General features: G+C 46.4%; 12 protein-coding genes. 2 read left to right on the top strand and 10 right to left on the bottom strand.

The window, feature by feature from the left end:
* Positions 1-346: 346 nt before the first annotated feature.
* Positions 347-1,426: a M42 family metallopeptidase gene (locus tag ACYQ2O_RS03560; protein WP_459796015.1), complete on the top strand. Its 1,080-nt coding sequence runs from the start codon at positions 347-349 to the stop codon at positions 1,424-1,426.
* Positions 1,427-1,590: 164 nt separating this feature from the next.
* Here ACYQ2O_RS03560 and rplS read toward each other — a convergent pair whose 3' ends face one another.
* From rplS to rpsP, 5 genes are all read right to left on the bottom strand, one after another.
* Complete coding sequence (gene rplS, locus ACYQ2O_RS03555) at positions 1,591-1,947, bottom strand: 50S ribosomal protein L19 (protein WP_091480465.1); 357 nt, start codon at positions 1,945-1,947, stop codon at positions 1,591-1,593.
* A gap of 142 nt (positions 1,948-2,089) precedes the next feature.
* Complete coding sequence (trmD, locus tag ACYQ2O_RS03550) at positions 2,090-2,839, bottom strand: tRNA (guanosine(37)-N1)-methyltransferase TrmD (RefSeq protein ID WP_459770368.1); 750 nt, start codon at positions 2,837-2,839, stop codon at positions 2,090-2,092.
* On the bottom strand, positions 2,839-3,351 hold the full coding sequence (gene rimM, locus ACYQ2O_RS03545; protein WP_459796013.1) for a ribosome maturation factor RimM: 513 nt from the start codon (positions 3,349-3,351) through the stop codon (positions 2,839-2,841). Before rimM ends, trmD begins: the two co-directional genes overlap by 1 nt.
* Positions 3,352-3,852: 501 nt before the next feature.
* Positions 3,853-4,098 carry a KH domain-containing protein gene (locus ACYQ2O_RS03540; protein WP_091480471.1) on the bottom strand — a complete coding sequence of 82 codons (246 nt, stop codon included), beginning with the start codon at positions 4,096-4,098 and terminating at the stop codon, positions 3,853-3,855.
* 110 nt (positions 4,099-4,208) lie between these two features.
* Positions 4,209-4,481, bottom strand: a complete 273-nt coding sequence (rpsP, locus tag ACYQ2O_RS03535; protein ID WP_091268959.1) for a 30S ribosomal protein S16 — start codon at positions 4,479-4,481, stop codon at positions 4,209-4,211.
* Positions 4,482-4,687: 206 nt separating this feature from the next.
* On the opposite strand from rpsP, the gene ACYQ2O_RS03530 reads away from it, so the two are divergent.
* Positions 4,688-5,044 (top strand): hypothetical protein, encoded by a 357-nt coding sequence (locus tag ACYQ2O_RS03530; protein ID WP_459796012.1) that lies wholly within the window; start codon positions 4,688-4,690, stop codon positions 5,042-5,044.
* A gap of 113 nt (positions 5,045-5,157) precedes the next feature.
* Here ACYQ2O_RS03530 and ffh read toward each other — a convergent pair whose 3' ends face one another.
* From ffh to smc, 5 genes are read right to left on the bottom strand one after another with little or no spacing between them, the layout of a single operon-like run.
* Positions 5,158-6,597, bottom strand: a complete 1,440-nt coding sequence (ffh, locus tag ACYQ2O_RS03525; RefSeq protein ID WP_459796011.1) for a signal recognition particle protein — start codon at positions 6,595-6,597, stop codon at positions 5,158-5,160.
* Positions 6,598-6,604: 7 nt separating this feature from the next.
* Positions 6,605-6,952, bottom strand: a complete 348-nt coding sequence (locus ACYQ2O_RS03520; RefSeq protein ID WP_459796010.1) for a putative DNA-binding protein — start codon at positions 6,950-6,952, stop codon at positions 6,605-6,607.
* A gap of 52 nt (positions 6,953-7,004) precedes the next feature.
* Entirely contained in the window at positions 7,005-8,087 is a 1,083-nt protein-coding gene (gene ftsY / locus ACYQ2O_RS03515) for a signal recognition particle-docking protein FtsY (RefSeq protein ID WP_459796009.1), read from the bottom strand.
* A gap of 43 nt (positions 8,088-8,130) precedes the next feature.
* Entirely contained in the window at positions 8,131-8,943 is an 813-nt protein-coding gene (locus ACYQ2O_RS03510; protein ID WP_459796007.1) for a Cof-type HAD-IIB family hydrolase, read from the bottom strand.
* A 12-nt stretch (positions 8,944-8,955) separates the two neighbouring features.
* Positions 8,956-12,519 carry a chromosome segregation protein SMC gene (smc, locus tag ACYQ2O_RS03505; RefSeq protein WP_459796005.1) on the bottom strand — a complete coding sequence of 1,188 codons (3,564 nt, stop codon included), beginning with the start codon at positions 12,517-12,519 and terminating at the stop codon, positions 8,956-8,958.
* Positions 12,520-12,527 lie beyond the last annotated feature (8 nt).

Genomic DNA, 12,527 nt, shown 5'->3' with positions numbered 1-12,527 from the left:
ATTTTTAAAAAATATGAAATTTTAAAATGTTGAATGGCTTCATACCAATCTTTGCCTCTGTCGATTTATTTTTTACCGACCTTCTAACGTTAGACACACCAAGGCATTTCAGAATCGAAAATGATTCGAGGATTATTACATGCTTCTCATCTATAGCAATTGAAAACGCTATAACGATTGTAGGTATAGTATTTATTTTAGGTTAAGTCCTTAAACTCCTCCCAGGGGCACGGCAGAAGATATAAAGCAATAAATTACTGATTCCTTCTCATCTCCTTTAATGCATCTAGCATCATCCACTCACTTACGGTATCATTAAACACAAGATTTATGGGGAGGAATAATTATGACAGATATTAAACTGATTGAAGCGTTGAGTAATGCACCTGGAGCACCGGGATTTGAGGATGAGGTCATTGACGTCGTTTTGAAGCACAAAGGAAGCCTGAAGGCAAAAAAAGACAGTCTTAAAAATCTGTACCTTTATCCGAAAAATTATGATGCGTCCAAACCGACACTCATGCTGGATGCTCATTTAGACGAAGTCGGGTTTATTGTCAGCTACATAGACCAGAACGGCCTTTTAGGAATCGAAATGCTCGGACGCTGGGAATGGTATAACGTGTCGGCTCACCTGTTCAAAGTTAGAAACAGAGACGGCCAGTATATCAAAGGCATCGTGGGTTCCAAGCCTCCACACTTCCTGACACCGGAAGAACGGGATAGCGGCCTGACAATGAAAGACATGAAGCTGGATATCGGGGCGACTTCACGTGAAGAAGTCATGGATACGTTCGGTATCGAGGTCGGAGCGCCTATCGTTCCAGATGTCACGTTCGACTACAATGATAAAAATCAGACGATGCTAGGGAAAGCTTTTGACAACCGTCTGGGCTGTGCTGCAGTTATAGAAACATTGAAAGCTCTAGAAAACGAAGACTTACCAGTAAACGTGGTCGGTGCCCTGGCTGCTCAGGAAGAAGTCGGCTTAAGAGGAGCAACAGTAACTGCGAGACGAGTGGATCCTCAATTAGCTATTGTCTTTGAAGGGACGCCTTCTGACGATTATGCAAAACCGGTTGAATTGTCTCAAGCAAGAATGGGGCATGGTCCACAGATCAGGCACAAGGACAGCAGCTACATTGCCAATGAAGACTGGATCAGCTTGGCAAATAAAGTCAGCAAGACACACGCGATTTCTGTTCAGCATGCGGTGCGTGAAGGCTGCGGAACGAATGCCGGTCGTATTCATTTGAATAACTTAGGAGTGCCTGTTCTTGTCCTTGGTGTACCTAGCCGTTATGCCCATACGCATCACCTCTTCGCCTCTTTTGAGGACTTTAATCATACAGTCCAGCTGGCAGCTGAATCAATTAAAGCTATCGATCAGTCATTTTTGGACAAATTTGAAGTAGACTTTGATTAATCTTATATACGCTATAGAATAGAGAAAAACAGTCTGTACCCTGTCATCGGTGTACAGACTGTTTTTGTTAAATGTCCGGTGACTATCTGGTACGACAATCCTAATAAATCCAAAAAAAAGACCTCACTCTAATTAAAGAATGAGATCTTTAGAAAACTAGTTGATTACTTAGTTTTGCGAACGCGCTCTTGAATACGAGCTGCTTTTCCGCGCAGGTTACGTAGGTAGTACAATTTAGCACGACGTACACGACCTTGACGTAGAACTTCGATCTTAGCTACACGTGGTGAATGTACTGGGAAAGTACGCTCAACGCCGACACCGTTTGAAATTTTACGAACAGTGTACATTTCGCTGATTCCTTGACCACGACGCTTGATTACTACGCCTTCAAAAAGCTGAATACGTTCACGTTCACCCTCGACGATACGCGCGTGTACACGAACAGTATCTCCGGGACGAAAATCTGGTAAATCAGAACGTAATTGTTCTTGTGTGATTGCCTCAATTAATGGATTCATTTGCCTTCTCCTCTCGCGCAACACTCTTAAGTACTTGTCTCAGCGGAATATTGCGTAATAAGAGTGGTTGCCCACTCAATTACTTACTCTAACATATTACGTTTTACGTGTAAAGGTTATTTCCTTGATTCGTGTAAAAAATTTACTGCTGGTCGGATTCCTGATCCAATTGAAACTCTTTGATCCACTGCTGTTCTTGCTTAGTCAGATCCCGGTCCTCCAGCATATCAGGTCGTCTGAAGTAGGTTCGTTTGAGTGACTCTTTATGGCGCCATTCGTCTATTTTAGCGTGGTTCCCGCTCATCAGCACATCCGGCACACCCATGCCTTTATATTCAGCAGGACGAGTATAATGCGGATGTTCGAGCAGGCCGCTTGAATGTGAGTCAGTCTGAGCTGATGCGGCGTTACCTAGTACATTCGGAAGCAGACGGACTGAGGCATCGATCATGACCATAGCAGCCAGTTCGCCACCGGTCAGGACGTAATCTCCAAGAGAAACCTCATCCGTTACTAGAGAACGAATACGCTCGTCATATCCTTCATAATGCCCGCAGAGAAACACGAGATGTTCTTCTTCTGAGAATTCCTCGGCCATAGCCTGATTAAATGGCTTCCCTGCCGGATCCATCAGAATGACACGTTTTTTCGTTTCTGGTGAACGTTCCTCGATTGATTCCATTGCGTCAAAGAGCGGTTCGGGTTTTAAAAGCATACCTGCGCCACCACCATATGGTGTATCATCAACGACCTGATGCTTACCCTTACCGAATTGTCTGAAATTAACGCGATTCACTTCAACGATGCCTTTATCGATGGCCCGACTGACGATTGAATGACCAAGCGGCCCGTCGAACATTTCTGGAAACAGCGTGACGACATCTATTTTCATTAGTCCAGCCCTTCCATTACGTGTACTCTCACGACACGGTTTTCTATATCGACATCCAAAATAACTGGTTCAATATAAGGCAGGAGCAGATCCTTCTGATTCTGACGCTGAACGACCCAGACATCATTCGCTCCCGGAGATAAAACTTCCTTGACCTTGCCTATTTCTTCATCTGTATCATTGTCGATGACGGTACAGCCGATTATTTCATGAATATAGAATTCATTTTCAGGCAGATCCAGCAGCAAGTCTTCACCGACACGCAGGATACCTCCGACAAACTTCTGAACCTGATTGATGTTGTAGTAGTCTTCGAAAGTCAGGAGATCGAAATTCTTATGCTGACGATGTGAACGGACTGTCAGCTCTTCCTTTTCCCCGTCTTTGCCGAACCAGGTCAAAGGCGCGCCTTCATAGTATCGTGCTTCAGGGGTATTCGTGATCGAAATGACCCGGACCTCCCCTTTCAGTCCATGGGTGTTCACAACTTTTCCTACGTCAAAATATTCCATTGCCCTGCTCCTCTCAGTATAGAAAAGCTTCACGTACCGTTTAGCCTCGACAAGAAAATACCTTAGTAACTGTTTGAGCTTCAGCTCTTACAGTTATACTTGAGATCGACCGAGCGATAGCGAGTAGACCTTACAAGTTGTAGTGCTTTAGCACGTACAACTATTGTTGAGATCGACCGAGCGATAGCGAGTAGACCTTACAAGTTGTAGTGCTTTAGCACGTACAACTATTGTTGAGATCGACCGAGCGATAGCGAGTAGAGGAAATTTGCCCCGAATTGCTGTGACTCTAGCATTTCAATGCGTAGAGACAGAGTATGCGGAAGAAGAGCATCCTGCGCAATGGGTAAATTTATCTTTTTCTCGAGAGGTTGGTACGTTAAGCTAGACAAAAACTTAATTTATCATAAAAATTCATAAAAAAAGGGATGCACTCTAAGAGCCATCCCGGTTGTTTACCTGCTATTTGTGACCATCAAGCCTGCATACCAGCAGAATGAGTTAGTCAACGATGGTCAGTCGTACACGTTTTGGGCCATCGAACTGAATGCTGTACACGATTGCTCGAATCGCTTTGGCAATACGTCCGCGTTTACCGATCACACGTCCGACATCATCCGAATGAACTTCCAGCATATACTCGTGGAACTCATCGGTGTCTTTCAAGTCCAGCTTGATGTCTTCAGGATGACTCACTAATGGCTCGACAATAGTTGTAATCAGCTCGCGCATTTCTTTATCAGTCATAATACCATCCTTCTTAAATAGACTCAGTATACAGAAGGAAGAAAAGAAGGAGCGCCATGACTGACACAACCCATTCTTTTCTTCTTCATTGATTCATTTAGTTAGACCAATTACTTGCTGTACTTCTCATCGTGGAATTTTTTCATGATTCCTTCTTTAGAAAGTAAGTTTTTAACTGTATCAGATGGTTTCGCGCCATCTTTCAACCATTTCATTACTAACTCTTCATCGATTTTAACTTCAGCTGGAGTTGATACAGGGTTGTATGTTCCAACTTGCTCGATAATGCGTCCATCACGTGGAGCACGAGAATCAGCAACAACTAAACGGTAAAAAGGATTTCTTTTAGAACCCATACGTTTCATACGAATTTTTACTGCCATTTGACTTGCACCTCCTGTTAAATTGTAAAGATATCTTTTATAAAGACCCTTTAATCTGAGTTTTGCTCTTAATCAAACTCACGATATGTATCATACCACGGGAAAAAAAGATTGTAAAGTGTTTTTTCTTTACAGAGTAAAATTTTCAGGAAACAAGTAACATCACTGTTCATGGTATACTGGTTCTATAAGAAAGGATGGGTCAGATGACAATAGAAGATCAGGATTTTATCATGCGACAAGTCAAACTGATGGCCAAAGGGGTCGGCGTTTTTATGAGCCTGACCTCTTTGAAGGAACTGCTTAAACTGGAATTCTCTTTCGACGACGAACTGACTGATCAGGAAATCGACGGGATCATCTACTTGGCCCGTACTGAAGAACTGATTGACAAGAATATACTGTCGAAAAAAGAACTGGAAGAAGCATTAGGTGTCTCATCTGAACGAGTGGACCAGCTTCTCAATAATGAAGCATCCCCCAATGGAAAAGAACGTGACATCCTCGAGCAGCTTATTGAAGACAATCAGTACTGGATGAATCAGGACGAAACAGACCTATAATAACAGCGTGTACTCTCCTCTGCTTACTTATTATTCTTTACCAACGTTATTTGACGTAGAACGGGAATGAAAAAGCCAGGACCATAAAGTCCTGACCTCTCCTGTTGACCCAATTACTTCTTGCGTCTGATTTTTTTCTTCTTTTTCTTCTTGTTTTTCTTAGCCATGCCATTCAGTGCCATCTTACCGAGTTTACCTTTTACTCCGCCGCCCATCAGTTTATCAAGACCCGGTATGCCGCCCATGTTGCCTTTGGACATCTTGCTCATCATCTCTTTAGACTGCTTGAACTGCTTGATCAAGCGGTTGACTTCAGCGATGTCACGGCCAGATCCTTTGGCGATACGGCGTCTACGCTTCTGTGACAGGATATCTGGATTTTCACGCTCTTCTGGTGTCATGGACAGAACAATGGCCTTCATATGAGCAATGTCTTTAGGGTCCATCTGGAAATCAGCCATTCCTGGTACGTTGCTCATACCCGGAATCATTTTAAGGATGTCTTCCATCGGTCCCATATTGGTCATCTGATCCATCTGTTCGATGAAGTCATTGAAATCATAGCGGTTTTCACGCATTTTAGCGGCCAGTTCTTCGGCACGCTCTTCATCGACTTCCTGCTGAGCACGTTCGATCAGTGTCAGAATGTCTCCCATACCAAGGATACGGTTAGCCATACGGTCTGGATAGAATGGTTCAAGCGCTTCAAGCTTCTCACCAGTACCGGTGAACTTGATTGGTTTATTTGTAACGGAACGAATCGACAGCGCAGCACCCCCGCGTGTGTCACCATCAAGTTTCGTCAGGATCACACTGGTAATACCTAAACGGTCATTAAATGAATCTGCTACATTGACGGCGTCCTGACCAGTCATGGCATCCACCACAAGGAATATCTCATGCGGATTGACGGCAGCTTTGATGTCTTCCAGTTCGTTCATCAGGTTTTCGTCGATGTGAAGACGACCGGCCGTATCGATGATGACGACGTCGCGGTTCTCATCTTTTGCCTGCTGGATCCCTTTTTCAGCGATCTCGACAGGACTGACCTGGTCTCCCATACTGAAGACAGGGATATCCAAGTCGCGACCAAGGGTTTCCAGCTGATCGATCGCCGCTGGACGATAGATATCAGCTGCGACCATCATTGGTTTCTTGTTTTCGTGCTTGCGTAGATAATTTGCCAGTTTACCGGCAGTCGTTGTCTTTCCTGCCCCTTGCAGACCGGTCATCATGTAGATGGTCGGTCCCTGACCTGGATCGGCAAAAATGATTTTCTCCTGTTCGCCACCCATCAGTTCCGTCAGCTCGTCGTTAACGATCTTGACGACCTGCTGGCCCCCATTCAGGCTTCCAAGTACTTCTTCACCTAACGATTTTTCTCGTACGGTCTTAACAAAATTTCTAACTACTTTATAGTTGACATCGGCTTCCAGCAAGGCCAGTCTGACCTCACGCATGACGTCTTTTACATCCGCCTCAGTAACTTTTCCTTTCTTACGCAGTCCGGAAAAGGCATCCTGCAGGCGTCCTGTTAATCCTTCAAAGGCCATACCTGTTTCATTCCTCTCTCAATGAATCCAGACTGATCGCGTCTATCAGCTCGTGCAGACGCGTGTCTGATGCATGCTTCTCTTGAGCATACGCTTTTAATGTATCAACTGCGTCCTGTTTCTTATCGAATTCTTCCACCAGATGCAGCTTGCTTTCATAGTCCTGTAAAATAACTTCAGAGCGTTTGATGTTGTCATACACAGCCTGGCGACTCACTGAAAAAGCATCCGCGATTTCACCCAGTGAATAGTCATCGCCATAATATAACTTCATGTATTCCTGCTGCTTGGGCGTTAGGAGCGGATGATAGAATGCAAAGAGACTGTTCATACGCAGGGTTTTTTCCAGTTCCATAATCAGTGTTCACCTTTCTTCAGTTGAATCTCAGTTGTGTAACGAAATTAATTTAATTGGTCTGCGCAATCAGTTCCTTGAACAGGCCGTAAGCGAATTTCTCAGTATCGAATGGATGAAGGTCATTCATCGTCTCACCCAGTCCGACGAATTTCACAGGGATACCTAGCTCTTTACCGATAGCCAGGACGATTCCCCCTTTAGCCGTTCCATCCATCTTGGTCAGAACGATACCTGTTACGTCTGTTGTTTCCTGGAAGATCTTGGCCTGGTTCAAAGCGTTCTGCCCAGTTGTAGCATCCAGTACCAGCAGGGTTTCGTGCGGTGCATCCGGAATTTCTCTTGAAATGACGCGTTTCATCTTCTCAAGTTCGTTCATAAGATTCTTCTTGTTCTGAAGACGTCCTGCTGTATCTATCAATAGGATGTCAGCACCTGACTCACGAGCGGTCTTTATTCCATCGTAGACCACAGCAGCCGGATCTCCGCCTTGTTTAGTGGAAATGACTTCCGCTCCAACACGGTCTCCCCAGATATGCAGCTGTTCGATCGCTCCGGCACGGAAGGTGTCTCCCGCAGCCATGACGACTTTCTTGCCTTTATCGATATACTGATGAGCCATTTTCGCAATCGTCGTTGTTTTACCAACACCGTTGACGCCGACAAACAGAACAACTGTCAGCCCATCTGGATTCTCGTTGAATTCGTGATGATCCGGATTGCTTTCGCCGTACATGTCGACCATCGTCTGTACGATGACGCGCTCAGCATCTTTCATGCTTCTGACGTTCTCAACTTTTGATTCGTAGCGGAGTTTTTCAGCAATCTGCATGGTCGCTTCAAAGCCGACGTCTGATTCGATCAGCAGGTCCTCCAGTTCTTCGAAGAATTCCTCATCTTCATAGCGGAAGTTCGCCAGCAGTTCGTTTAAACGGCGAGTGAACGACACACGGGATTTCTTCAGTCCTTTTTCATACTGTTCGGTTTCTTTCTTGGTATCATCAGGTTCCAGTGTCGTGTCTTCGGCAGCGGAGTCTTCGACAACTTCCTTGACTTCATCCTCGACTACTTCCTGTGGTTCCGTCTGTTTTTCCGCCCCAGTAAAAGCGGATTTGATCTTGTCAAATAATCCCATAATGGATTCACTCTTTCTCTCACTTTTTATGACGCATATACAGTTAGTTTAACACATATTGTTCAATAGCATAAGCAACACCGTGCTCATCATTGGATTTAGTGACAATTTGAGAGGCGTCTTTGACGATATCTGTCGCATTGGCCATCGCTACACCTGTACCGGCTGTCTGAACCATAGCCAGATCGTTTTCCTGATCGCCGATCGCCATCATCTCATCAAGAGAGATGTCCAGCAGCTCGCTTAAAAGAATCAGGCCTTTCCCTTTGTCCACCGTCTTCGGGAGAACTTCAAGCAGGTTGTCCCGGGATTTCATGATTGTATAGCGGTCATGATACACCTGAGGGATATCCTTGATCTTTTGGTCCAGTTCCTCCTGGTGCCAGCACATGACAATCTTGTTGATGGCAAAGGATTCCGGAAAAGTGACCATATCAAGTGGTTTATAAGGCAGAGCCTTCATATGCTTGTGGTACTGAGACGGCTTGCCTTCTGGATAAGATGGTTCATAGACTGTATCCAGATCAATAAAGTTGCACGGCAGATCCAGGTCCTGACTCAACCGGTAGACGTCTTGAACATCTTCTTTAGATAAAGTGATTTCTCGAAGAGTTTCTCCAGTTCGTGTCCATTGGACCAGTCCGCCGTTATAGGTCAGACCCAGATCGCCTTCTTCGGTCAAATTGCAGTCTTCCAGTATCGACAGCATGCCTTTCAGTGGGCGTCCGGTAACCAGGACGATCTTCACGCCCTGGTCCTTGGCTTTTTGAATAGCTCGCTTGTTTTCTTCTGATACCTGGTGGTCACTGTTCAACAGTGTGCCGTCCAGGTCGATTGCGACTAGTTTGATTGACATAAGGTCCTCCTGTCAGGCTTGTTCGACGCGTTCATCCAGATCCTGAAGCTGAACGGATACCAGCTTGGACACGCCTTTCTCTTTCATAGTCACGCCGTAGAGAGAATCTGCTTCTTCCATGGTTCCCTTACGGTGCGTGATGACGATAAATTGAGTATCGGACGCAAATTCGTGCAGGTAACGTCCGAATCGGGTCACATTAGCTTCGTCCAGAGCCGCTTCGGCCTCATCCAGAATACAGAATGGGATCGGACGGACCTGTATAATCGCAAAGAGCAGCGAAAGTGCTGTCAGGGCACGTTCCCCACCAGACAACAGACTTAGTGACTGCAGTTTCTTACCAGGCGGCTGTGCCACGATTTCGATTCCTGATTCCAGCAGGTCATCCGGATCGGTCAGGCGCAGTTCTGCCCTTCCCCCTCCAAACATGCGTGGAAAGACAATCGCAAACTGATCTCTGACTTGACTGAATGTCTCGTAGAAACGTTTCTTGACTTCATTGTCCATCTGATCCATCGTGTCATACAGTTTTTCCTTCGCTTCAAGCAGATCCTGCTGCTGAGTGGCCAGGAATAAATGCCGTTCATGGACGCGCTCGTATTCCTCGATCGATCCGATATTGACCGGACCGAGTTCTTCAATGCCTCGTTTGAGCAGTTTCACCCGTTTCTGCGTGTCTTCCCGGTCGATGTCGTCGGGCTGATTCAGCTTAGCTTCTTCGTAACTGATCGTATACTCTTCAGACAAGTAATCCAATAGATGGTCGATCGACACATCCAGTCTTGAGATCTGAATATCCAGCTGGTTTTTCTCGCCTTGAAGATTGGACCGTCGTTCCTGAAGGTCAGCTGTACGCTCTTCCAGATCATTTACGGCTCTGTCCAGTTCGCTGTGCTCGGTCTTCAGTTTCTGTTCCGATGTGCGCAGCTCGTCTGCTTCAGCATTCAGCTGAGAAAGGCGGGCATCCAGGTCTTCCTTGGATTCCAGTTCCTCACCGCGTTCCAGTTGATCAAGGTCTTCTTTAATTGCTGAGATGGCCTCTTCGACCTGAGTAATCTGATCAGCCAGACTGTCTCGGCGGGAACGGGTAGACGCGAGAGCTTCCCGGGCCTGGTTCCAAGCTTCCAGAATCTCACCTTGTTCGGCCTGGAGTCGTTCTTTCTGTTCTTCTCTGTTTTCTTTTTCATCCGAGAGCTGATCCATTTCAGCTTTCAGACGGACCAGCGTCTCATCTGCTTCTGTTCGCTTAGACTGAACGTCTTTCAGCTGCTCGGACAAGGTGATTTCTTCTGAGCTTGCTTCATTGACTTCAAAGAGCAGACCTTTTTTCTCGCGCTCGAGACGTCTGACGGTCTCAGTCAGCTGAGACACTTCGTATTCCAGCTGCTTTTCAGCCAGACGCTTGTCTTCGCCCGACGCACGCAGGTCTTCCAGCTGTGCTGAAAGCTGTGTGCGCTGCTCCTGTTCTGTGCGGTTCTCTTCTTGTCTGAGTGACAAGGTCTTTTCCAGTTCGTCGATTTGAATGCGCAGCGCCTTCTCTTCTTTCTTCTGAGAAAAGAGGTGAGCGTTGGAGGAGCGCTTGCCGCCCCCACCGGTCATGGACCCACCGGCATTCATCACGTCGCCTTCCAGACTCACGACACGGACACTGTACTGGACCGCTTTAGCGATCGCATTGGCCGACTGAAGGTCTTTGGCCACGATAGTCGATCCTAACAGGTTCTTCATCACAGAAGATACCTTATCGTCGTACTGGATTAGCTCACTGGCGATTCCGATGTAGCCGTCCGTGCTGCCGGCACGTGAAATGTGATGTCCGGCAACCGAACGCGGTTTAATCGTTGTCAACGGCAGGAAAGTCGCGCGTCCGGCACGCTTCTGTTTCAAGTGCTGGATCGCATCTCTTCCTGCTTTTTCGTCTTCGACTATAACGAACTGACTGGCTGCACCTAAAACGACATCGATCGCTTCCGTGTAGTCAGTCGGTACATCCATCATGTCTGCGACCGTTCCGACGATGCCATCCAGCTGATTTTTGGCTGTCATAACGGCTTTAACCCCGGCAAAGTAACCAGCGTAGTTTTCCTGCATTTCAGCCAGACTCTGCTGCTTGGCCTGAGCCCGGTTCAGCTGCTGCTGGAGCTGACTGATGCGGGAGGCTTTTTGTCCATAAGATGATTCAATATCATCCAGACGTGTTTTGGTCTCTTTAAATGAGCGAAGCAGGTCGTCCAAGTCTGTCTTCAGTGCTTTTAGTTCTGCTTCCTTCTCTTTAAGTGACGCTTCGGTTTCAGCTAGTTTCTCCGTCACGTCTCTGACCGCTTTATTCTGCTTTTCTGACGACAGTGATGTCTGGTTAAGCTGTCTGGTTAGGTAAGTTTCTTCATTCTTTAATGACGTCTTTTCCTGCATCGCTTCGATATAATCGGCACGCAGGGCTTCCATCGCTTCTTCCTTGTTTCCAAGGAGGCGTTTCAGCTGGTCTTCTTTCTGTGTATAGTCGTCTTTCAGCTGGCTGACCTGTTCAGACTGATCTGAATACGTCTGCTTGACCTCGGCCATCTGTTCTTTCAGCTCGGACAGCTGTCGTTCTTCACGCTCTAACAGTCCCTGTTTCTCGCTAAGGAAGGCATCCTGATGCTTTTCCTGTTCTTCTACCAGTCTTAAGCTGGCTTCCGTCCGCTCAATCTGCTTGATAGACTCGATATGCTGGTCATGAATGGCGTCCCGTCTAGTCTCGACCTCATGGAGTGCCTGTTTCTTTTCTTTAATAATCTGAGCATTCGAATCGATCTCCTGAGTCAGCTGCAGAACATGCTTGGAAAATTGTTCGGCTTGTTCCTTACTGCTTTTCTGATCCTGAACGTATTCGTCGATCTTCATGACCGACAGAGCAATATCCAGATCTGTCAGTTCTTCCTTCTGTTTGACGAAACTTTCCGCAATGTCTTTCTGCTCTTTAAGCGGTTCTAACTGAGCCGTTAGTTCATACAAAATATCCTGAACCCGGTCCAGATTGTCCTGTGTCTCAAACAGCTTGCGTTCAGCCTTTAGTTTTTGAGTCTTATACTTGAAGACACCGGCCGCTTCTTCAAAGATTGCCCTGCGGTCTTCAGCTTTGCTGTTGAAGATGGCTTCGACCTGTCCCTGAGAGATGATGGAAAAGGACTCTTTTCCTAAACCGGAATCCATGAACAGATCCACGATATCTTTCAGACGGCAGTTTTCCTTATTGATGAGGTAGTCGCTGTCTCCGTTACGGTTGATTCGGCGGGTCACACTGACCTCTTCGAATTCCACAGGAAGAAAGCCATCCTGATTGTCCAGAACCAAGGTGACTTCCGCAATGTTTATTGACTTTCTAAGATCCGTACCGGAAAAGATCACATCATGCATCCGGCCGCCTCGTAAGGTCTTGGCTGACTGTTCACCCATGACCCAGCGGATCGCCTCGATAATGTTCGACTTGCCGCTCCCATTCGGACCGACTACCGCCGTGATCCCTTCTGTAAAGTCCAGAACCGTCTTGTCGGCAAAAGACTTGAACCCTTTAATTTCTAATCGTTTTAATTGCACGTGATCGT

It is taken from the genome of Alkalibacterium sp. m-11 (genome assembly GCF_054658155.1).
Note: the sequence above shows the minus strand (reverse complement) of the source record. Positions and strands in the feature narration are given on the sequence as shown.